This is a genomic window from Neorhizobium huautlense, assembly GCF_002968575.1.
GTDB lineage: Bacteria > Pseudomonadota > Alphaproteobacteria > Rhizobiales > Rhizobiaceae > Neorhizobium > Neorhizobium huautlense.
In genome coordinates this window covers 96,562-115,677 of record NZ_PVBM01000006.1, presented here as the reverse complement: position 1 = coordinate 115,677, position 19,116 = coordinate 96,562, and the positions used below count along the sequence as shown (strand labels likewise).

The 19,116-nt window shown below is 60.9% G+C and carries 25 protein-coding genes and 1 pseudogene; 18 read left to right on the top strand and 8 right to left on the bottom strand.

What is annotated here, in order from left to right; translation table 11 throughout:
- Positions 1-61: 61 nt before the first annotated feature.
- On the top strand, positions 62-988 hold the full coding sequence (locus C5L12_RS09030) for an SDR family oxidoreductase (RefSeq protein ID WP_105371709.1): 927 nt from the start codon (positions 62-64) through the stop codon (positions 986-988).
- On the opposite strand, the gene C5L12_RS09025 is transcribed toward C5L12_RS09030, so the two are convergent.
- Positions 989-1,615 (bottom strand): DUF1062 domain-containing protein, encoded by a 627-nt coding sequence (locus C5L12_RS09025; RefSeq protein WP_105371708.1) that lies wholly within the window; start codon positions 1,613-1,615, stop codon positions 989-991.
- 344 nt (positions 1,616-1,959) lie between these two features.
- Positions 1,960-2,679 (bottom strand): hypothetical protein, encoded by a 720-nt coding sequence (locus tag C5L12_RS09020; protein WP_105371707.1) that lies wholly within the window; start codon positions 2,677-2,679, stop codon positions 1,960-1,962.
- 188 nt (positions 2,680-2,867) lie between these two features.
- On the opposite strand from C5L12_RS09020, the gene C5L12_RS09015 reads away from it, so the two are divergent.
- Entirely contained in the window at positions 2,868-3,278 is a 411-nt protein-coding gene (locus C5L12_RS09015) for a (R)-mandelonitrile lyase (protein ID WP_105371706.1), read from the top strand.
- A 2-nt stretch (positions 3,279-3,280) separates the two neighbouring features.
- On the opposite strand, the gene C5L12_RS09010 is transcribed toward C5L12_RS09015, so the two are convergent.
- Complete coding sequence (locus tag C5L12_RS09010; protein ID WP_105371705.1) at positions 3,281-3,706, bottom strand: GFA family protein; 426 nt, start codon at positions 3,704-3,706, stop codon at positions 3,281-3,283.
- Positions 3,703-4,581: an NAD(P)-dependent oxidoreductase gene (locus tag C5L12_RS09005; RefSeq protein WP_105371846.1), complete on the bottom strand. Its 879-nt coding sequence runs from the start codon at positions 4,579-4,581 to the stop codon at positions 3,703-3,705. The genes C5L12_RS09010 and C5L12_RS09005 overlap by 4 nt, the downstream gene beginning before the upstream one ends.
- Positions 4,582-4,687: 106 nt before the next feature.
- Here C5L12_RS09005 and C5L12_RS09000 point away from each other — a divergent pair, with 106 nt between their 5' ends.
- The 3 genes from C5L12_RS09000 (at position 4,688) to C5L12_RS08990 (ending at position 6,899) form a co-directional block, all read left to right on the top strand.
- Positions 4,688-5,056 (top strand): winged helix-turn-helix transcriptional regulator, encoded by a 369-nt coding sequence (locus C5L12_RS09000; RefSeq protein WP_105371704.1) that lies wholly within the window; start codon positions 4,688-4,690, stop codon positions 5,054-5,056.
- Between the two features lie 77 nt (positions 5,057-5,133).
- On the top strand, positions 5,134-6,009 hold the full coding sequence (locus C5L12_RS08995) for an aldose 1-epimerase family protein (RefSeq protein ID WP_105371703.1): 876 nt from the start codon (positions 5,134-5,136) through the stop codon (positions 6,007-6,009).
- Positions 6,010-6,092: 83 nt separating this feature from the next.
- Positions 6,093-6,899: a class I SAM-dependent methyltransferase gene (locus tag C5L12_RS08990; protein WP_205839322.1), complete on the top strand. Its 807-nt coding sequence runs from the start codon at positions 6,093-6,095 to the stop codon at positions 6,897-6,899.
- A 28-nt stretch (positions 6,900-6,927) separates the two neighbouring features.
- Here C5L12_RS08990 and C5L12_RS08985 read toward each other — a convergent pair whose 3' ends face one another.
- Together C5L12_RS08985 and msrB are read right to left on the bottom strand one after the other, a co-directional pair.
- Positions 6,928-7,392 (bottom strand): cupin domain-containing protein, encoded by a 465-nt coding sequence (locus C5L12_RS08985; protein ID WP_105371702.1) that lies wholly within the window; start codon positions 7,390-7,392, stop codon positions 6,928-6,930.
- 103 nt (positions 7,393-7,495) lie between these two features.
- On the bottom strand, positions 7,496-7,906 hold the full coding sequence (msrB, locus tag C5L12_RS08980) for a peptide-methionine (R)-S-oxide reductase MsrB (RefSeq protein ID WP_105371701.1): 411 nt from the start codon (positions 7,904-7,906) through the stop codon (positions 7,496-7,498).
- 171 nt (positions 7,907-8,077) lie between these two features.
- Here msrB and C5L12_RS08975 point away from each other — a divergent pair, with 171 nt between their 5' ends.
- The 13 genes and pseudogenes from C5L12_RS08975 (at position 8,078) to C5L12_RS08915 (ending at position 18,061) form a co-directional block, all read left to right on the top strand.
- Positions 8,078-10,435, top strand: a complete 2,358-nt coding sequence (locus C5L12_RS08975; protein WP_105371700.1) for a putative monovalent cation/H+ antiporter subunit A — start codon at positions 8,078-8,080, stop codon at positions 10,433-10,435.
- A pseudogene (locus C5L12_RS08970) lies at positions 10,432-10,848 on the top strand (Na+/H+ antiporter subunit B); the annotation flags it as partial. The gene C5L12_RS08975 and the pseudogene C5L12_RS08970, both read left to right, overlap by 4 nt.
- An 83-nt stretch (positions 10,849-10,931) precedes the next feature.
- A complete protein-coding gene (locus tag C5L12_RS08965; RefSeq protein WP_105371699.1) occupies positions 10,932-11,309 on the top strand; it encodes a Na+/H+ antiporter subunit C in 378 nt (125 codons plus the stop codon).
- Positions 11,310-11,386: 77 nt separating this feature from the next.
- Positions 11,387-12,952 (top strand): Na+/H+ antiporter subunit D, encoded by a 1,566-nt coding sequence (locus tag C5L12_RS08960; RefSeq protein WP_105371698.1) that lies wholly within the window; start codon positions 11,387-11,389, stop codon positions 12,950-12,952.
- Positions 12,949-13,422: a Na+/H+ antiporter subunit E gene (locus C5L12_RS08955; RefSeq protein ID WP_105371697.1), complete on the top strand. Its 474-nt coding sequence runs from the start codon at positions 12,949-12,951 to the stop codon at positions 13,420-13,422. The genes C5L12_RS08960 and C5L12_RS08955 overlap by 4 nt, the downstream gene beginning before the upstream one ends.
- Complete coding sequence (locus C5L12_RS08950) at positions 13,419-13,823, top strand: cation:proton antiporter (protein ID WP_105371696.1); 405 nt, start codon at positions 13,419-13,421, stop codon at positions 13,821-13,823. Before C5L12_RS08955 ends, C5L12_RS08950 begins: the two co-directional genes overlap by 4 nt.
- On the top strand, positions 13,820-14,158 hold the full coding sequence (gene mnhG / locus C5L12_RS08945) for a monovalent cation/H(+) antiporter subunit G (RefSeq protein ID WP_105371695.1): 339 nt from the start codon (positions 13,820-13,822) through the stop codon (positions 14,156-14,158). Before C5L12_RS08950 ends, mnhG begins: the two co-directional genes overlap by 4 nt.
- A 441-nt stretch (positions 14,159-14,599) precedes the next feature.
- On the top strand, positions 14,600-15,031 hold the full coding sequence (locus C5L12_RS08940; RefSeq protein ID WP_105371694.1) for a Ros/MucR family transcriptional regulator: 432 nt from the start codon (positions 14,600-14,602) through the stop codon (positions 15,029-15,031).
- A gap of 300 nt (positions 15,032-15,331) precedes the next feature.
- Positions 15,332-15,754: a helix-turn-helix domain-containing protein gene (locus tag C5L12_RS28730; RefSeq protein ID WP_245422819.1), complete on the top strand. Its 423-nt coding sequence runs from the start codon at positions 15,332-15,334 to the stop codon at positions 15,752-15,754.
- A 40-nt stretch (positions 15,755-15,794) separates the two neighbouring features.
- On the top strand, positions 15,795-16,547 hold the full coding sequence (locus C5L12_RS08930) for a DUF6456 domain-containing protein (RefSeq protein WP_245422818.1): 753 nt from the start codon (positions 15,795-15,797) through the stop codon (positions 16,545-16,547).
- Between the two features lie 197 nt (positions 16,548-16,744).
- Positions 16,745-17,131 carry a hypothetical protein gene (locus tag C5L12_RS28080; protein ID WP_157949009.1) on the top strand — a complete coding sequence of 129 codons (387 nt, stop codon included), beginning with the start codon at positions 16,745-16,747 and terminating at the stop codon, positions 17,129-17,131.
- Entirely contained in the window at positions 17,124-17,540 is a 417-nt protein-coding gene (locus tag C5L12_RS08920) for a helix-turn-helix domain-containing protein (protein WP_105371691.1), read from the top strand. The genes C5L12_RS28080 and C5L12_RS08920 overlap by 8 nt, the downstream gene beginning before the upstream one ends.
- Complete coding sequence (locus tag C5L12_RS08915; protein WP_105371690.1) at positions 17,540-18,061, top strand: hypothetical protein; 522 nt, start codon at positions 17,540-17,542, stop codon at positions 18,059-18,061. Before C5L12_RS08920 ends, C5L12_RS08915 begins: the two co-directional genes overlap by 1 nt.
- Positions 18,062-18,079: 18 nt before the next feature.
- On the opposite strand, the gene C5L12_RS08910 is transcribed toward C5L12_RS08915, so the two are convergent.
- Together C5L12_RS08910 and C5L12_RS08905 are read right to left on the bottom strand one after the other, a co-directional pair.
- Positions 18,080-18,499: a SufE family protein gene (locus tag C5L12_RS08910; RefSeq protein ID WP_105371689.1), complete on the bottom strand. Its 420-nt coding sequence runs from the start codon at positions 18,497-18,499 to the stop codon at positions 18,080-18,082.
- A 191-nt stretch (positions 18,500-18,690) separates the two neighbouring features.
- The gene (locus C5L12_RS08905) at positions 18,691-19,116 is read right to left on the bottom strand and encodes a DUF5330 domain-containing protein (protein ID WP_105371688.1); all 426 of its coding nucleotides are present in this window, start codon (positions 19,114-19,116) and stop codon (positions 18,691-18,693) included.

Here is a 19,116-nt window from a genome sequence, read left to right as displayed (position 1 = left end):
ATATGAACACTCTCCTGAACGCCAGTTCTAGCTGCGCGGAATGTCAAGGGAAGGAGCTCTCATGTCGAATTCAAGAAAAAAGCCGCTGACCGGGAAGATCGCGCTGGTGGCGGGTGCCACCCGCGGCGCCGGCAGGGGGATCGCGGTCGAGCTCGGTGCCGCCGGCGCAACGGTCTATTGCACCGGCCGCTCGACGCGCGGAAAGCGCTCCGAATATGACCGGCCCGAGACGATCGACGAGACGGCGGCATTGGTGAGCGAAGCGGGCGGCATCGGTATCGCTGTTGCCGTCGATCATCTTGTTTCGGAGGATGTGGCGGCGCTGGTCGAGCGGATCCGGAGCGAGCAGGGCGGGCTGGATATTCTGGTCAACGACATCTGGGGCGGCGAGCGCCTGTTCGAGTGGGACAAGGCGGTCTGGGAGCACGATCTTGAAAACGGCCTGCGCCTGCTCCGGCTCGCGATCGACACCTATCTCATCACCGCCCATCACGCGCTGAAACTGATGATTGAAAGGCCGGGAGGGCTGTTGGTGGAAGTCACCGACGGCACGGCCGACTACAATTCCGATCACTACCGCCTGTCGCCTTTCTACGACCTTGCCAAAACCTCGGCGACGCGCATGGCCTGGGCGCATGCGAAGGATCTCGAAAAGCACGGCTGCATGTCGGTCTCGATCACACCGGGCTGGCTGCGGTCTGAAATGATGCTGGAGGCGTACGAGGTCAGCGAGGAAAACTGGCGCGACGCGATCACCATCCAGCCGCATTTCTGCATCTCCGAGACGCCGCATTTCATCGGCCGGGCCATCGCCGCGCTGGCCGCTGATCCGGACCGCGCGAGATGGAACGGCCAGTCGCTCTCCAGTGGCGGGCTCGCGCAGGTCTACGAATTCGACGATGTCGATGGCTCGCGGCCGGATTGCTGGCGTTACCTGACAGAGGTGCAGGAAGCGGGCAAGCCGGCCGACGCCACCGGTTACCGCTGATCAGCCGCCCATCGCCGCCCGCCCTGTCGCCAGCCGTTCGGCTTCGTCGCGCAGGCCCAGGGTGATCACGGTGCCGTCGCGAATGCTGCGTTTCAGCGCGTCCTTCCGCGCCGGCTCGACCCGGATATCGCCCGCCTCGAAAAGCACCTGCAGCCGGCTGCGGGAAAGCTGCAACTCCGAGGCCAGCAGCCGGTCGAGCCGCAGGCTGGCGGGGTAGGGGAGAGCGAGCGTGATGACGATTCTCGCCCGATTCCCCGAAGCGCAGATCGTTCGCCTGTGCAGCTCGAATTCCTCGCTTTCCTCAATGCGACCTGCCGAAGCCTTCAGTCCTTCCTGATCGAATTCGAGGCCCGCCACGTAGCCGGGAGCGCTTGCCTGCAGAGCTTCCACGAGGACCGGGTCGAGCGAGCGGACCGATTGCCGCTCGAAAATCGGCCGGTTCCAGCTGCCGTCGCAGTCGATGCATTTGTAGATGAGCCAGGCGTCGAGCTGTTTGCCGTTGGCGTTGAGGCGCGTCCGTCCGCTGGAGCGGAAGGGCCTCGTATCGCCGCAGGAACTGCAGCGGAGTATCGCCTGGGGTGGAGTTTTGGGAACGATGGTCCATTCCACATGAAGGATGTCGCACATGCCGTTTTGATCTTCCGGTCTGGAAGTTCACGCGGAATGGCAGTCGAGAAGCCCTTTCGGGCGCGGCGTGGCGATGGTCCGGACTTATGGAGAAGAAAGCGTCGGGCGTCTCAGGGCGGCTTTCGAGCAGCACTGGCAGATCAATGCCAAACCGGTCTCAAGCCGCCACCCCGATGAACAGAACTACCCACGCGGCGGCGATCGGCCAGCCCGCATGGAAGGGGGAAACTGTCGAGACCGGGAATTACTTAGGCAAAGGGAACCTCAAAAGCCGACGCTCTTCGGTTTCAATCGATAGCAGACGGCACGGAAAAGTCAAAACGGGGCGGTCCTTCCCGCGGGCATCATTCGGCGGGCATCGGGCTGAACTTCATGCCGTCGCCAACCTGTTCCAGCGTCACCGTCGACGGTCCGGGCAATTTCAACTTTTGCGTTTTCGTGGCGTCCTCCTGGATATTGCCCGTGATCACTCTGAGCCTTCCGGCCTCGTAGTCGGCAATGATCCGTTTGGTGTCGCCCTTGGCTCGATGGGTGTAGTCGTGGTCGTAGCGGGAAAGGACGAATTCGTTCTTTCTCCATTTGAAGGAATAGGTCTTGTCCCACATGCCCCAGCCGCCCATCGTGGCGAAATAATGCAGCTTGATGGTAAGTCTCCCCCGCTCGATGCTCAATGCGCCTGATTCAGCGTCGAAATAGTCCTCGACGAAGCGACTGGTGGCACGCGGGATCACCTGGTGATTGACCGTGATCCGCTGATAGCCTTTGCGGGTTCCGAATGCGACGACCAGCATGCGCGGGCCGACGAGCGGCTCGCCGGAGGGGCTGAGATCTGGTTCTTCCGACTGAAGGACGAGGGCGAGATCCGGCCGGCTGTCGCCGTCGAGATCGCCGCTAGCCTCTGCCTCGACGGTCCAGCCGGGCGGGACCAGTTCCGCGCGTGTGGCGACGGCGGCCGGAAGGCTTGGATAATCCACCGGCGGCAGGCCGTCATTCTCTGCCGCAGCTCCGGTGATCCCGGCAACCGCCGTGGCGAAAACGAACAATCCCGGCAAAATGAAGCGCATCCGAAACCCCTTGGTTTGCTATCCTCCCCGAAGCCACTTGCGCGTGGCGCGACAAAGCCGGGTCGAAGCTACGCTATACGCTCGCGCCCGTTAAGAAAGCCGCTGCCACTATATTCTCCGCCAAGGGCCTTATTTCTCGGCGACTCGGTCCTATGTGAGGGGGAGCGGAAAACAGGAAGGACATCACCATGGACATCAAGCGCAGCGGTTCGCAGCCGTCCAAGAAGCAGCCTGGGGATTATTTCACAGGCACCGTCCGCCTCGACCCGCTCAACGAAGCGCAGGCGCCCGCCCGCGTCGTTGCGGCATCCGTCACCTTCGAGCCCGGCGCCCGCACCAACTGGCACACCCATCCGCTCGGCCAGACGCTGGTCGTCACCGCCGGCTGCGGCTTGGCGCAGGTCTGGGGCGAGCCGATCCAAACGATCCGCCCCGGTGACGTCATCTGGTTTCCGCCGGGCGAAAAACACTGGCATGGGGCAACGGCCGCCACCGCCATGACCCATATCGCCATCCAGGAAGCCCTCGACGGCAAGACCGCCGAATGGCTGGAGCCGGTGGGTGACGACCAGTATTCCGGCGAGGTCGCGAAGGACTGAACTCAGTCCTTCTGGTCGACCGCCTCGTCGAGTTCGTACCAGCCGTGTTTGCGCCTGGCCGAGAAAAGTGCTGCGGGCGGTGCGAAATCGGGATCGCCGAAGCAGCCGACGGAAACGACGAGCGCTCCCGGCATCACTTCCGCCTCCATGGAGATGAGCGTCCCGCAGGTCGGGCAGAAGATCTGGTCCATCCAGCGGCCCTCGTCGGTTAGACGCCGGAAGCGCCGCCGCTCGCCGACGTCTTCAACGATAGCCTCCTGGTTGAACCGAGCCCGATAGGCGAAGGCGGTGCCGGTGGCGCGCTGGCATTCGAGGCAGGCGCAGGCATAAACGCGCACCGGCTCGCCGCGGAAGGAAAGCCGCAAGCTGCCGCAGGAGCAGCTCGCGGTGCGGCTGGCCGGGTGATCTGAGGCTGTGTTACCGCTCACGCAGCCACCATGAAGCGAGCGAGCATGGCAAAGTCGTCCTCCTGATGGCCCTTGGCGATCGCCGCCTCGAACAGGCTGCCGAAGGCATCAGATATTGCGGGGTTGATGCCGCGCTCCCGCACGATGTCGCGCAGATGATGGAAGGCCGCGTTATGGGCGGCGATGCTTGCCAATGTAGCATCGTCGCCGTGATCACGGCCATCACGGACGCGCTGCATCAGGTCTTTGGTGGCCGCATCGATGACCGGCTGGCTTTGCTTCAGGAATGTGGCGTAGGTGTCCGGGTCGATCTTTTCCACGCGAGTGACGGCAAGCGCCTGAAGCGCGCCGAACAGCGTACCCCACATCTGGGCGAGGATTGCGCTGTCGAGCGCCGAGGCCGCACCGAAATCCTCGCTCACGAAGGCGGACTTGCCACAGAGGCCCATGAATAAAGCCTGGTATTGTTCGAAATGCTGTCGCGAACCGCTGTAGAGAACCAGTGTTTCCGGATCGCCGATCAGATCCGGCGTCGCCATGATCGCTCCGTCGAGATAGGCAATGCCGTTATTGGTCGCCCACTCGCCGGTTTCCCGGCCGGTCATCGGCGAACCGGAGGTAAGCTGCACCAGAAGCTTGCCCTTCAGCGCCTCGGTGACGGCGGGCCGGCGCAACTGCGCATCGGATGCGGCATAGTCGAGCAGGTTGACGATCGCGATGTCCACCCTGCCGATAGCCTCTTCCGGCGTTTGCTTCGCTGTCACGCCGAAAGCCGAAAGCGCTTCCGCCTTTTCCGCCGTCCGGTTCCAGACCTGCACCTGATGGCCGTTCTTCAAAAGCGTCCTGACAAGTGCGGTGCCCATTCGGCCGGCGCCGAGAAAACCTATTGTGGTCATCTGGTAGAACTCCATATTTGCGATGCACTCTGATATGGCTGCCGGCCCAGACCGGTAAATTACGCACCTTCTGGTAAGCGGTTACGTTGAGGTTAGGAGATCAAGGATGAAACGACTGCCGGATGACGATTGCGGCTTTGCGAGCGCCCTCAATGTGATCGGCGGAAAATGGAAGACCGACATCCTTTGGGAGATCAACGTGGCGCCGCGCCGTTTCGGCGAGCTCAGGCGCATCCTGGCCGGCATCAGCGAAAAAGTCCTCGCCCAGCAGCTCCGCGAAATGGAGGCGGACGATCTGATCCGCCGCGAGGTGTTTCCGGGAAAGGTGCAGAAGGTGGAATATTCGGCGACGGATTTCGGCCGCAGCCTCAACCATGCGGTTGGCGTCATGGCAGACTGGGGCAAGGCTTATGAGATCCGCATGGCGCTGAAAGCCGAAGAGCAGGCCGAGCGGCCGATCGCGCTCAGTGCCTGAAAACTGACCGCCTTGATACGAGCGTCATCCGGAATTGATATCGCCTCTCCCCGAATGAAAGCCCAGGAGCCGCCGCCATGCCCAGCCAGACCCGAATTGCAAACCAGCATCTGACGGTCGATGTCTCTTCTCTCGGCGCGGAAATGCAAAGCCTTGCAACCGCCGACGGCCGTTCCTGGCTGTGGAACGGCGATGCCGCCTTCTGGAACGGCCGCTCCCCGGTGCTTTTCCCGATAGTCGGAAAGGCGTCGGAAAACGGGATCGGGATTGAGGGCAGATCCTATGAGATGGCGCAGCACGGTTTTGCCCGCCGCAGCGAGTTCGATCTGGTCGCGGCAACCGAAACCATGTGCCGCTACGAATTGGCCGCTTCCGATATGACCCGAGCCGTGTATCCGTTCGAATTTCTGCTGGCGGTCGAGCACGCGCTGAACGGCCTCAAGCTCACCGTATCGGCGGAGGTGGAAAACCGCGACACGCGGCCGATGCCCTTCGGCCTCGGCTTCCATCCGGCCTTCCTTTGGCCGCTGCCGGGAGCGGAGGGGAAGGCTCATATCGTGACGCTCGACAACAGCGTAGAACCGCCGCTCGTCCGCCTCGGCAATGGTCTGATAGACCCCGAAAGACGTGATTCCCCCTTCAAGGCAGGCCGGCTCATACTCGACCATGCCATGTTCGAGGCCGACGCGATGATCTTTCCTGAAGGCGCCGGTGAAGGTCTCGCCTATGCCGCCGAGGATGGGCCGGCGCTCAAGTTCTCCTTCGAGAACCTGCCGAACCTGGCGCTCTGGCAAAAACCCGGCGCGCCCTTCATCTGCATCGAGCCCTGGCACGGCACGGCCGCCGACCTCGGCGGTTCCGACGACCTCGCCAAGCGTCCCTACAGCACCATCCTGCAGCCGGGAAAAAAGGCGCGGTTTGCCTTCAAGGTGGAACTGCCCGCCAGGTTCTGAGCGCCGGTCTACCTCCCTTGGACTATTTTCCGGAAGGACGCACGCACGTATCATCTGGTCCGCATATGGGTGGAGGATGAGCAGTGACCGAAGCTTCCCGGCATGACGCATGGCAGATGGGCGACAGCTACGACCTTTATATGGGGCGGTGGAGCCGGCAGATTGCGCCGCTTTTCCTCGAATGGCTGCGGCCGGACGCCAAGCTCGATTGGCTGGAGGTCGGCTGCGGCACGGGCGCATTGTCGGCGGCGATCCTCGCTACCTGCGATCCCAAAAGCCTGGTTGGCATCGACCCCTCGGAAGGGTTTTTGAACAAGGCGAGGGCGAATGTGGAGGATCCTCGCGCCGAGTTTCGGGTGGGCGATGCGCAAGCTTTGTCGCTCTCTTCGGATACGATGGACATCGTCGTATCCGGCCTGATGGTCAACTTCGTGCCCGACAGGCAAAAGGCGCTGCAGGAAATGGCGCGCGTTGCGAGGGCGGGTGCCACTCTGGCCTTCTACGTCTGGGATTATCCGGGCGGCGGCATGGGGTTCATGCGCGCGTTCTGGACGGCAGCCGGCGCGCTGGATGCCACTGCCCGCGACCTCAGCGAGGACCGTCGCTTCCCCTTTTGCACGAAGGATCAACTGGCAGACCTTGCGCAGCAATCCGGATGGGCAGATGTCGAAGCGGGCGAGGTCGAGGTTGCGACGCGCTTTGCGAATTTCGACGATTTCTGGCGCCCCTTCACCCTTGGGGCGGGGCCGGCGCCGGGCTACTGCGTCAGCCTGCCCGCCGACCAGAGGCAAAGGCTCAGGGACAAATTGGAGGCCGATCTTCCTAATGAGAGCGACGGCTCCATAGCCTTTCGGGCACGGGCCTGGGCCATCCGCGGCCGGGCGATCTAGTTCTTCATCTTCGTGGTGTAAATGGCGATCAACCGGACCTGGAATAGGGCGTACCGTCCTTATGCACGAACCGACCGTCCGCATTGGCGCTCATCATGTCGATGTCGGAGCAGGTGGTGATGTCGGCGGGCGAGCGCGAACCGACTTCAAGATAAACCGCCATCGCGGCAGATCTGTTGATCAGGTGATGTCCGTTGCCTGAACCCTTTGGAAAGGTGGCGCAATCGCCGGCTCTCAGCGTCGTCTCGCCATCATCCTCGACCAGCGCCAGTTCGCCTTCCAGCACGAAGACGAATTCATCCTCAGCCGAATGCCAGTGGCGCTGGCTCGACCAGTTGCCCGGTGGAAGCCGCATGAGGTTGACGCCGAAATCGGTCAGTCCGCCGGCATCGCCCAGTCGTTGTCGCAGGCGTTGGGCGCAAGGGACATCGAAGGGCGGTGGATATCCCGAGCCTTTGCGTACTGGTACGGCGGCGAGGTCTAACTTGGGCATGGCTTTTTTCCGAGTAACCGATGGGCCAGGCTTGCAAATGTTGAAGGCACGAACAGCCTGGCGCAAATCCCGGGGGAGAATTATCTTCGCAAGCCGCTCCTGTCTACTTGAGTGGCTCGAAGGTCATCGCGTGGCCATTGATGCAGTACCGCAGGCCGGTCGGCGGCGGGCCGTCAGGAAAGACGTGGCCGAGGTGACCGCCGCAATTGGCGCAGCGCACCTCCGTCCGCACCATGCCGTGCGATGTATCGCGAAACTCGGTGACGGCATTCGGTTTCACCGGCTCGAAATAGCTCGGCCAGCCGCAGCCTGAATCGAACTTGGTATCGGAGACGAAGAGTTCTTCGCCGCAGCCGGCGCAACGGTAAAGGCCCTTCTCCTTGCTGTTCCAGAAGGGGCCGGTAAAGGCGCGCTCGGTGCCGGCCTGCCGGAGGATGCGATACTGCTCGGACGACAACTGCTCGCGCCATTCCACATCGCTCTTGTGAACCTTAGGGGTGGTGACATCGGACATCGGCGGGATCCTTTCGTTTTTCCCATAGATAGGCATCCGCAGCCCCGGCGGAAAGCCGTGTTTCTGTGTGTTGTGCCCGGTTTTGCTTGAGGCTGGGAAAGCTTTACCCTAGAAAGCCATTTCCTTCCGAATGCTCGGGGGAATTTCTGGCGTTCAACCCGAGGAGATGACATGGCTGCCAATCTGTCGGCATTGACATTCATCGTCCTTTTTCTCCCCTTTCTGGGGGCTGTCCTCGCTCCCGGTCTCACCCGTTTAATGGGTGACAAAGCCGCCTGGTTCCTGGCGCTCGCTCCGGCACTTGCCTTCCTGCATTTTTGCACCTTCCTGGGCGAGATTGCCGCAGGTGAAGTGGTGACCGGCGGCTATGCCTGGGTGCCGAGCTTCAACCTGTCCTTCTCCTGGTTTCTCGATGGCCTGTCGCTCACCTTCGCGCTGCTGATCACCGGTATCGGCACGCTGATCGTCGTCTATTCCGGCGGCTATATGAAAGGCCATCCGGATCAGGGGCGGTTCCTGGCATTCATCCTCCTCTTCATGGGTGCGATGCTCTGGCTTGTCGTCTCCGACAGCTTCTTCATGCTTTTCGTCTACTGGGAACTCACCTCCATCACCTCCTTCCTGCTGATCGGTTTCGACCACGAGCGGGAGGCCGCCCGCCGCGCGGCTCTACAGGCGCTGGTGGTGACCGGCGGCGGCGGGCTCTGCCTGCTCGCCGGCCTCGTGTTTCTTTGGAATATCACCGGGGTCACGCAGCTCTCGCTGCTCGTCCATCTGGAAAACGGGCTGCGCGAAAGCCCCTTCTATCTGGCGACGCTTATTCTGGTGCTGGCCGGCGCCTTCACCAAATCGGCGCAGTTTCCGTTTCATTTCTGGCTGCCCAACGCCATGGAGGCCCCGACGCCGGTTTCGGCCTACCTGCATTCGGCAACCATGGTGAAGGCCGGCGTCTATCTGCTGATGCGGCTAAACCCGGTGATGGGGCAAACGCCCGCCTGGGAAATCCTGCTGCCGTTCTTCGGCGGCATCACGCTGATATCAGGTACGCTGCTTGCCATCCGGCAGACCGACCTGAAGCTGATGCTCGCCTATACCACCATGGCCTCGCTCGGCCTTCTCGTCATGCTCACCGGCTTTGGTGCGGCGCACGCAGTGGAAGCGGCGGTGCTCTACCTGGTGGCTCATTCGTTGTTCAAGGGAGCGCTCTTCATGGTCGCCGGCGCAGTGGATCACGAAACAGGTACCCGCGACGTGACGCGCCTCGGAGGATTGAAGGCGGCAATGCCGATCACCTTCGCTGCCGGATTGCTTGCGGCATTTTCCATGGGCGGGCTGCCGCTGTTTTTCGGTTTTCTTGCCAAGGAGGAGATCTACGCAGCACTTGCGGCCGGAAATCCCCGCGCGGTCTTTTTCACCGGTCTTGCCGTGGTCGGCAATGCGCTAATGTTCGCAATCGCATTTGCTGTCGGGCTGAAACCGTTTATCGGCCCTCGCGTCGAGACGCCGAAGCAGGCCCATGAAGGTCCGGCGGCGCTCTGGCTGGGCCCCGTGATGCTGGCCGCGCTCGGCCTGCTCGGGGCGCTCTTCTCCGGCCTTGCCCATCAATACGTCTCCTCGCCGATGGCGAGCGCTATTACCGATCAAAAGGTGGTGGTCGAAATCACAACGGTGCCGCATCTCGGCCTGCCGCTCATGCTTTCGGTCATCACCATGATATTCGGCGCGCTCGTCTACTGGCGGCTTGACACTGCCCGCGCCTTGATGGTCCGCGTGCTGGAAAACCTCGGGCCTGGACCTGATCGTGGCTTCGATCATCTGGTCTCCGGCCTGATCCGGCTGTCCGGTGTCATCATCCGCTTCGTGCAGCCGGGGCGGCTGGAGATCTATGTCACCGCGACTTTCATCCTGCTGGCGCTGACTCTGCTGGTTCCGCCCCTCGTCTTTGGTGAGCTGCCCGGCATGCCGACCTGGCCCGAAAAAATTTTGGTTCAGGAGGCGGCCTTCCTGCTGATCGCGCTGATCGGCCTCATTGCCGTGCTTCGTGCCGCGGACAGGCTGACGGCGATCGTGTCGCTCGGTATCCAGGGATTTGCCGTCGCCGTGATCTTCCTGCTGTTCGGGGCGCCGGATCTGTCCTTCACGCAGTTCATGGTGGAAACCCTATCGGTCGTCATCCTGGCGCTGGTCATGACCCGGCTGAGGCTTTCCCCGCGCGATCACCGGCCGGTCGGGCAGATGCTGCTCGACGCAGTGATCGCCGTCGCCTGCGGGCTCGGCTTCACGCTGCTGCTGTTGAAGTCGGTGGAGGCGCCGTTCGACAACCTGTTGACGGATTTTTTCAACGCCTATTCCAAGACGATTGCGCACGGCGCCAATGTCGTGAACGTCATCATCGTCGATTTCCGCGGCACCGATACGCTCGGCGAAATCGCCGTCGTCATGATCACCGGCCTTGCGGTCCTGGCCCTGATCCGGGTGAAGGCGGGCAGGCGTGTTGCTGCTGAAGATAAGCAAGGCGGTCGCCCATGAACACGCTCATCCTGCGCACGGTCGCCCCGGTGCTAACGGCGTTGATGCTTCTGTTTTCCGTTTTCGTCCTCCTGCGCGGCCATAACGAGCCCGGCGGCGGCTTCATCGGCGGGCTGATTGCCGCGTCTGCGCTGGCGATCTATGGCATCGCCTTCGGGGTTTCGGCCGTGCGCCGCGCCATCCGCTTTCATCCGATGGCGATCGCCGGGGCAGGCCTCCTGCTTGCAGCACTCTCCGGCCTGATCTCCATCTTTGCCGGCGTGCCTTTCATGACCGGCCTCTGGATTTACCCGGAAATTCTCGGCGTGGAAGTGCCTGTCGCGACCGTCATGTCCTTCGATATCGGGGTTTATCTGGTGGTGGTCGGAGCCATCACGTCGATCGCTCTGGCGCTGGAGCAGGAAGAAACCGAGCCGGCTGAGGCCATCGGCGAACAGCCGCTTGTCCGGGTGAAAAGGCCCCGCAAACCCGCCCATAAGCCGAAAGAGAGGGGCTGATGGAAACGCCTTTTGCCATTCTGATCGGCCTGTTTTTCGCGGCCGCGATCTACCTGATGCTGTCGAAGCATACGGTGCGCATCCTGCTCGGCATCGTGCTGCTCGGAAATGCAGTCAACCTGCTGCTCTTCACCACCGGCCGACTGACGCGCGAAGTGCCGCCGATCATCCCGAACGGCATGGACGCCTTGCCGGCGGGCGCCGCCAACCCGCTGCCGCAGGCGCTCATCCTGACGGCGATCGTGATCTCCTTTTCCTTCTTCGCCTTCCTTCTGGTGCTGACCTACCGCGCCTACCAGGAGCTCGGCACCGATAATACCGACGAGATGCGTCTTGCCGAACCGCGGGACGAAGAACGTCCGCCGATGGGGTATTAGAAAGCATGGTGTTGCAGATTGCCCCTTCCGGAACCGTATCGCCCAGCGGCGCTTTCGCCCCAGGGGAGATTCGATAAATGGCCGCCCCTTCGACCGATCTCTCCGCAGCCCTTGTCCTTGCCGCGCCTGCAATCGCCGACTGGCTGGTGGTCCTGCCGGTGGTGCTGATGATCGGCGTCGGCGCGCTCCTGATGATGGTGCGTAAATCCGTGCGCCTGCACGGGACGATCGCCATCTCCGGTCTGGTGCTGCTCGTTCTCCTCGATGCGGCGCTGCTCATGCGCGTTTCGATACAGGGGCCGGTCACCATGGTCATGGGCCGCTGGCTGCCGCCTTTCGGCATTGCGTTCACCGCTGATCTCTTCGGCTCGTTGATGGCACTCGTCTCGGCCGTGGTAGCGCTCGCTGCCGGGGTCTTTGCGCTGCGCGACATCGATGCCGCCGGACGCCGCTACGGCTTCTTTCCGTTTCTGATGCTGCTGATGGCAGGGGTTTCCGGGGCGTTCCTGACCGGCGACATCTTCAACCTCTATGTCTGGTTCGAAGTGCTGCTGATCTCCTCCTTCGGCCTGCTGATCCTCGGTTCCGAACCTGAGCAGATCGATGGCGCGCTGAAATATGCCGTGCTCAATCTGATCGGCACGACGCTGTTCCTGATCGCCGTCGGTTATCTCTATGCAATCTTCGGCACGCTCAACATGGCCGATATCGCCGGCAAGGCATCGGGGTTCAGAGAGACTGCCCCGCTCGTCACGCTGACGGCGCTCTTCATTCTCGCCTTTGCCATGAAGGCCGCGGCTTTCCCGGTGAATTTCTGGCTGCCAGCCTCCTATCACACGCCGCGCATCGTGGTGTCGGCGCTGTTCGGCGGCCTGCTGACGAAGGTCGGCATCTATGCGCTGATCCGCGTCACCGTCATGCTCTTTCCCGTCGAGCGGGAGGAGCTGAGTTTCGTCGTTGCAATCTCCGCCGCGCTGACCATGGTCATCGGTGCTCTTGGCGCTTTGGCGCAGAACGATCTGCGCCGGCTCGTCGGCTATGTGGTGATTGTGGGTATCGGCAATATGCTGGCGGGGGTCGCGATCGGCACGCCGGCGGCCGTCAGTGGATCGATCCTCTACGCGCTGCACTCGGTGGTGACGATGACGGCGCTCTACCTGATGGCGGGCGAAGCGGCACGGCTCGGCGGCGCCTGGACCCTCTCTGCTCTTGGTGGGCTTTATCGCCGGGCACCAGGGTTTTCCGCAGCCTCGCTGGCCCTTTTCCTGGCTGCCGCCGGTCTGCCGCCCCTGTCGGGGCTCTGGCCAAAACTGGTGCTGCTCAAGGCTTCTCTCGATATCGGCGCCTGGTGGCTCGCCGCAGCCATCCTGCTTTCCGCCTTCATCGTCACCATGGCGCTTGCCCGCGTCTTCCTGCTCGCCTACTGGCGGCCGCGGTCCGAGCCGGTGCTTGAGATGGTACCCGAACTGGTGACCGCAATCGACTGGCGGATCGCCTGGCCGCTCGGCTGTCTGACGGCTCTCTCCATTTTCTTCGGTCTGTTTCCGGAGACGGTTCTGGATCTTTCGCAGAGAGCCGCAGCCGGCCTTGCCGAACCGTCGGCCTATATCGGGTCGGTTTTCCCCGGAGGTGCCGCACCGTGACCACCTATATCCTGTCGCTGGTCTTTGCCGTCGTCTGGGTCGCCGTCACCGGCAGCGGCACGTTGCACAATCTCATCTTCGGTTTCGCGCTTTCCACCTTGTCGCTGTGGATCGTTCGTGAACAGATGAGCGCCCGCGGCTACTGGCGGCGGATGGGCCGCATCCTGTCCCTGCTTGTCCTGTTCTTCAAGGAACTGGCGCTCTCGGCCTGGAAGGTCGCCGTCCTGGTGATGAGCCCGCGCATGGAATTGAAGCCGGGCATCTTTGCCTATCCGCTGACGGTCGACCGGGATTTCGAGATCACCCTGCTCGCCAATCTCATCACGCTGACGCCCGGAACGCTTTCCGTCGATGTGTCGGCGGACCGCAAGACGCTGTTCGTCCATGCGATCGACTGCTCGGACCCAGAGGCGACCAAGCGCGACATTGCCACCGGTTTCGAAAGGAAGATCATGGAGGCCTTCCGATGACGGCACAGACGATCCTCTCTTCGGCCCTCTGGCTGGCGCTTGTGGTGCTTGGCCTTTCCTTCCTGCTGACCGTCTGGCGCGTCATCAAGGGACCGACGCTTCCTGACCGGGTGGTGGCGCTCGACATGCTGGTCGGCATCGTGATCGGCTTCATTGCCCTGATCGCCATCCGCACCGGCTTCACGCTCTATATCGATATCGCCATCTCGCTCGGCCTGGTCGGTTTTCTGGCGACCGTCGCCTTCGCCCGCTTCATCCTGGCGCGTGGCAGGGGTGAAGAAGCGCCCGAGGCGAAGGCCAGCCCGGTGGCGCCCGCTGCGCCCCTGGCGCCGAAACACAAGCGGGCGACCAGCCGCAAGCCGGGCGCTGGCCCCGCCGTCAGTCGAAAGGCAAAAAAATGATCGCGGTGTTGATCGCCCTGCTGACCGCTCTTCTTATCCTCGTCGGTGCAGGATTTGCGCTGGTTGCCGCAATCGGCATCAACCGGTTGCCGGACGTCTATACTCGCATGCACGCAGCATCCAAGGCGGGCACTGTCGGTTCCGGTCTCATGCTTCTGGCGGTCGCCCTGCATGCCGGCGATCTTTCGACCCTTGCGCGGGCGCTGGCGGGTTTCTTCTTCTTCGTCCTTACAGCGCCGATTTCGGCCCATCTGCTCGCCATGGCGGCACACAAGATGGGTTATCCTCTGCATGAGCAATCCGTTCGGGATGACCTGAACGATCACCAAAACTGAATATAACCCGTCATAAAACGAGTTATAAGCTTGTCATAATTGAGGAAATTACCGTCTATACGTCAGTAATGCTGATTTAGGGCGTCTATAGCCGATAGAAAGCCCTGTATCCGAAAAATTTCTCACTTGGACATTGAGGCGAGCGGTGGTACTTCATTTCAAGTAGAGTGCAGATGTTGTTCGAGATTAGACGTCCCCACCGCCAATAGGGCAAAGACAGCAAGTTCTTCAAGTGGAAGAACACACAGTAGCTGGTCGCAGGGCAGGTTTCAATCGAAAGCAATATCCGGTGAAAATCGGCTTTTCTTCCGCATGAAGCTTAGGGGTAGGCTTCGGTCGCAAGACGGTGCGGGGCAAGGGGGTTTTCTCCGAAAAACTCTACGAACGGCAGGATCTGCGGAGGTCGCAGAGCCTGCCATGACGTTGAACAGGAGACAACAAATGACAGAAATCGCATTGGGCAAAGGCCAGGATCTGCTGGTGGAATTGACCGCAGATATCGTGGCTGCCTATGTGAGCAACCACGTGGTCCCCGTCAGTGATCTTTCCAATCTGATCGCAGACGTACACTCGGCGCTGAGCAATACCTCGTCGCCCGCTCCGGTGATTACGGCCGTCGAAAAGCCGAAGCCGCCGGTTCCGATCAAGAAGTCGATCGAGGACGACTATCTGATCTGCCTTGAGGACGGTCAGAAGTTCAAGTCGTTGAAGCGGCACCTCATGACCCACTACAACATGACACCGGAAGAGTATCGTGAGAAGTGGGGCCTGCCGGCCGATTATCCGATGGTAGCGCCCGCATACGCGGAAGCTCGTTCGAGACTTGCCAAGGAAATGGGCCTTGGACAACGCCGCAAGCGCGGCAAGGCCTGATCCGGAACTCCGGTCAGGCATGGGAGGATTTTAATCTCGTCCGAAAAGGAACCGATCGCGCAAGCGACGGGAGGGCGAGTTGTATGCCCGAGGGGCATACGGATAAAGGCCGGGCCATCGTGCCCGGTTTTTTCTTGCCTTGAAAGAGGAGGATAAGAGGAGGAAAAAAATCCCATTCCCTTTCAAGTATTTGCGAAAAATCATAATGTTTTCAGCCTAAAATTATAGGGCTCGCGATTTCTATGTCCCCGCTTTTGCTCTAGGATGTATGAATTAATTCCTATTCATTGAGGAGTTGTCATGCCTTTGGAGAAACATTTCGAGCCGCAGGTTCCGCAGGGCGGCCGCCTTCCGGCCTTCGACGCACCGGCCGATCCGTCTCGGCTTCCCGCCAGAATGCCGATCAGGACCGCATGCCGAATCGTCCGCCAGATGGTTGCGGAATTGATCCTTTTGTTCGGCGACCGGGTGATGCCGCGCCGCGACCGCCGCCGCTGCGCCTGCCATGCGCGCCAGATTGCTATGTATGTGTGCCACGTTTCGCTTCAAATCCCCATGCGCGATATCGGACATGCTTTCGGGCGCGATCGCACCACGGTCGGCCATGCCTGCCATGTCGTGGAAGATCGCCGCGACGACGCGGCCTTCGATGATTTCGTCTCCGCGATTGAGCGTATCGCCACTGCCGTCTTTGGCCTGTCGGAAGTGCCGTCTCATGATTGAAAGGGCATCCAATCCTGCATCGAGGAAACAACTTCTCAGGTTGATCCGCCAACTGGCCCGCGGCGACTGCGGCATTCAAAGGACGCAGGCCGGCGAAATCAGGCTCTTGGGCGCCCAGGAGCGGCTTTATCCGGAGGCCGTGGTATCGCAGGCACGCTCCCTCGGCCTGGTGCATCTGTCTGCGACGCGAATCTCCGCCACTGCCGAAGCCTCCGCCTTTCTGCGCCGGTCGTTGGTGACGGGCGAGGAGGCGTTCATCGAGCAGCATGGCGAGATCGCCATTACCTCGGCGGAGGTGGAGGGCGCTCGCCCGCCGGTTCGCCGCAATCTCCTGGAATCTCCGCTCGGGGCAGTCGCCCGGCTGAAGGACCGCGGCGGCAAGGACTTTCTTCCCGCGGAGGCGATCGATGCGGGCGAGCGGCTGTTGTCCGACTTCACCCGCGGCCAGCTCCAGCCGCGCGTCACATCGTCCTGGGAGCCGCGTCTGGCGACCCGGACAAAAGGCCAGGCGGGCGGGCAGGCGGAAATCGCCGACAGCGCGATGGCGGCACGGATCCGGTTCTCCAAGGCGGTGGATGCCATGGGGCCGGAATTATCAGGCGTGGCGGTGGATGTATGCTGCTTCTCCAAGGGACTGGAGACGGTGGAGCGTGAACGCCAGTGGCCGGCGCGTTCGGCCAAGCTGATGCTCAGGACCGCACTTCTGGCTCTCGCCCGCCATTACGCGCCGCCGCCGGCGAATCACCGCAAAAGCTATAATTGGGGCACGGAGGACTATCGGCCGGAGTTCTGAAAGCCGGGTTGAAGCAAGAAGCTGTTATTGCTCAGATTAATGACTGGAGGCAACAATACCACGTATTGACATTGGATTTGCGACAGATTCATCCTTTAAGCGGTAAGGACTTGATTCTTGTTTAGTCATAACTTAACTCTCGCGTTGTAATGTCGTCCCATTCACACGATAATGATGAGATTGACGGGGAATGTCGTGTGGTTGCGGCCGGCGACTATGCGCGTGTTTTGTTGTTCGGAGAGGCCCGTAAGGAGTATGAAGCCCTGCTGGATCGAAACGATCGAAATAGCATTCAAGCCAAGCGAACGCTGCAACGATACTTCGAGCGATTTGCAGAAAAAGGTCCCCAGTCGCTGGACAATGAAATGTTCAAAAAACAGGGACGGGAAAACGTCGGTGGAACCGACGTTATGGTTTTCGGATTCAAAGCATATCAATTTCGGATTTATGGCGTTGTAGAGTCGTATGGAGGGCGCCGCTGTTTCGTTGGAACGTCATGTGATCCGGCAAAGAAGCAAAATAAGGCCGATGCGAAGAAGCTGGAAAAAGCAGCAAAAGAATGGGTGAGGCTTAAAAATGGATAGAGAAATCAGAGACTTGGCTGCTGAAGAGATCATTGCGGGCGAAGACGCCCTGATGAATTATCAGTTCGCTGTGCTCGATGCCATGCAGGAAAAATCTATTACTAAAGCCGAACTTGCAAAAATGCTTGGTGTCTCTCGTGCGCGCGTGAGTCAGATGCTTTCGTCTGAGGCTAACCCTACGATTAAGCTCGTCGGTCGTGCTCTTCATGTTCTTGGTCTTCGTGCTGATTATGTTTCCGCTTCCGAAGTCCCACGGGAGGTCGAGGAGGTGAGCCATGCACTTGACAACGAGGTTGATGAGTCCTGCCGTTGGCGTGCACTTCAGCGTCGTCAGGTAGACGTCATTTGGCATCAGAATACGGGCATGAGCGCAAACTCGAACGGTTATAAGGTTGCGGAAGCGGCGTGATGGCCAAGACCACTAAATCGCGCACGCCGGCCCGTGAAACGGAAGATCACGTAGACCGCTACAATAAGGTTGTAGATGCCGCTGAACTGAACGGTATCCAGCTTGTTCATGTCAATTTCGATGTAATGTCGCGTTACTTCGATAACGAAGGATCCCCTGCTATCGGGTATGTCGTTAAGACAGAGGACACCTATTATGATGTCGAAGATGGATTTGCAGCATGCCTTGTCAATTTTGAGGTCGAGGCAAAAGATGATAGCGGAGTAACTCTTGAGTGCTCCGCAAAATATACTGTAAGCTATCGGCTCTCTGAAGCCTGTGATGAGAAAGCAGTAAAGATTTTTCTCAGGCGCGTCGGCGTTTTTGCTTGCTATCCGTATTTTCGTGGCCTTTTTGCAAGCCTTGACTGGTCTGCAAACACCCGACTTCCCCCTTTGCCTGTGCATAAGGAAAATGTAGCCACGCGGCCTAAGAAAAAGGTTCCGAAAAAAGTCTCGGCCCGAGAAACCAAAGTCGATTAAATAAGCCCGACGGGCGCCTCAAACCGCCACCTTCATCTTCGCCTCTTCGCGAATGCGTTTGACCATGGACCTGAGCCCGTTGGCGCGCTGCGAGGAGAGGTGCTCGACGAGCCCGATGCGGTCGAAGATCTCGATCGCGTCCGTCGCCGCGATCTCGGAGGCGCGCTTGCCCGAATAGACAGCGAGCACGATGGCGACGAGGCCGCGCACGATATGGGCGTCCGAATCGCCGTCGAAAGTCATCACCGGATCCACCCCGCCGTCGATATGGCTCACGAGCCAGACCTGGCTGGCGCAGCCTTGCACCTTGTTCTGGGAGGTCTTCTGGTCGTCGGCAAGGTCGGGCAGGGCCTTGCCCAGTTCGATCACATAGCGGTAGCGGTCCTCCCACTCGTCAAGGAAGGCGAAATCATCGAGGATCTGTTCGAGACTGGCCATGGGCGCTCCGCAATTACCTGCGCTCCATATAGTTATTGACTGTCGGTATGGAAGAAAAAAATGCGCCGTGAGGAGTTCATTCCTCACGGCGTCAGCAAAAAGCCGAATAGCAGGGCAGGCAGTCCGGCGCCAGGAACCGAGGCAACGGAGCCCGGCGCAAGCTTTAAAATTCGTTGTGGAGGCGCCAGCGTTCAGTGTGCCGGGCGCTTCTGGGGCACCGGCACGGTGCCGGTGAAGATGGTGTCGGAGGCCGCGGCGGCCGCGCTCTCGAGAGGTTTCGCCGGGAAAGGCGTTGGCTGCGGGTCGGCAAGCACGGCGGTGTCCAGTGCGGGCTTGCTGCTGCCGAACTGCTTGTCGAGCAGTTCGAAGGCTACGCGAGCACCTTCCTTGGCCCTGATGCCGAGCGCCGAGAAGGTCTCCGCACCCTTTTCGCAGACATCCGGCTTTTCGGCGCAGATGGCGCTGACATATTGATAGGCTTCGGTCGCGGCGGTGAATGCGTCGCTGACCTCAAGTGCCGAGGCGCCCTGGGTTTCGGTCGCCGGGCGGCTGCTGAAATAGGAAAGCACCACCAGCACGGCTGCAAACCAAACACTTCCCTTGATGAGAAACCACAT

Excerpts from the sequence above, each read along its gene's own strand:
- C5L12_RS08910 (WP_105371689.1), bottom strand. The coding sequence starts at position 18,499 with ATGGCCAGTCTCGAACAGATCCTCGATGATTTCGCCTTCCTTGACGAG.
- C5L12_RS08975 (WP_105371700.1), top strand. The coding sequence starts at position 8,078 with ATGGCTGCCAATCTGTCGGCATTGACATTCATCGTCCTTTTTCTCCCC.
- mnhG (WP_105371695.1), top strand. The coding sequence starts at position 13,820 with ATGATCGCGGTGTTGATCGCCCTGCTGACCGCTCTTCTTATCCTCGTC.
- C5L12_RS09020 (WP_105371707.1), bottom strand. The coding sequence starts at position 2,679 with ATGCGCTTCATTTTGCCGGGATTGTTCGTTTTCGCCACGGCGGTTGCC.
- C5L12_RS09015 (WP_105371706.1), top strand. The coding sequence starts at position 2,868 with ATGGACATCAAGCGCAGCGGTTCGCAGCCGTCCAAGAAGCAGCCTGGG.
- msrB (WP_105371701.1), bottom strand. The coding sequence starts at position 7,906 with ATGTCCGATGTCACCACCCCTAAGGTTCACAAGAGCGATGTGGAATGG.
- C5L12_RS08940 (WP_105371694.1), top strand. The coding sequence starts at position 14,600 with ATGACAGAAATCGCATTGGGCAAAGGCCAGGATCTGCTGGTGGAATTG.
- C5L12_RS28730 (WP_245422819.1), top strand. The coding sequence starts at position 15,332 with ATGCCTTTGGAGAAACATTTCGAGCCGCAGGTTCCGCAGGGCGGCCGC.
- C5L12_RS08920 (WP_105371691.1), top strand. The coding sequence starts at position 17,124 with ATGGATAGAGAAATCAGAGACTTGGCTGCTGAAGAGATCATTGCGGGC.
- C5L12_RS09005 (WP_105371846.1), bottom strand. The coding sequence starts at position 4,581 with ATGACCACAATAGGTTTTCTCGGCGCCGGCCGAATGGGCACCGCACTT.
- C5L12_RS08915 (WP_105371690.1), top strand. The coding sequence starts at position 17,540 with ATGGCCAAGACCACTAAATCGCGCACGCCGGCCCGTGAAACGGAAGAT.
- C5L12_RS08960 (WP_105371698.1), top strand. The coding sequence starts at position 11,387 with ATGGCCGCCCCTTCGACCGATCTCTCCGCAGCCCTTGTCCTTGCCGCG.
- C5L12_RS09030 (WP_105371709.1), top strand. The coding sequence starts at position 62 with ATGTCGAATTCAAGAAAAAAGCCGCTGACCGGGAAGATCGCGCTGGTG.
- C5L12_RS08905 (WP_105371688.1), bottom strand. The coding sequence starts at position 19,116 with ATGTGGTTTCTCATCAAGGGAAGTGTTTGGTTTGCAGCCGTGCTGGTG.
- C5L12_RS09025 (WP_105371708.1), bottom strand. The coding sequence starts at position 1,615 with ATGTGCGACATCCTTCATGTGGAATGGACCATCGTTCCCAAAACTCCA.
- C5L12_RS08995 (WP_105371703.1), top strand. The coding sequence starts at position 5,134 with ATGCCCAGCCAGACCCGAATTGCAAACCAGCATCTGACGGTCGATGTC.
- C5L12_RS08965 (WP_105371699.1), top strand. The coding sequence starts at position 10,932 with ATGGAAACGCCTTTTGCCATTCTGATCGGCCTGTTTTTCGCGGCCGCG.
- C5L12_RS09000 (WP_105371704.1), top strand. The coding sequence starts at position 4,688 with ATGAAACGACTGCCGGATGACGATTGCGGCTTTGCGAGCGCCCTCAAT.
- C5L12_RS08985 (WP_105371702.1), bottom strand. The coding sequence starts at position 7,392 with ATGCCCAAGTTAGACCTCGCCGCCGTACCAGTACGCAAAGGCTCGGGA.
- C5L12_RS08950 (WP_105371696.1), top strand. The coding sequence starts at position 13,419 with ATGACGGCACAGACGATCCTCTCTTCGGCCCTCTGGCTGGCGCTTGTG.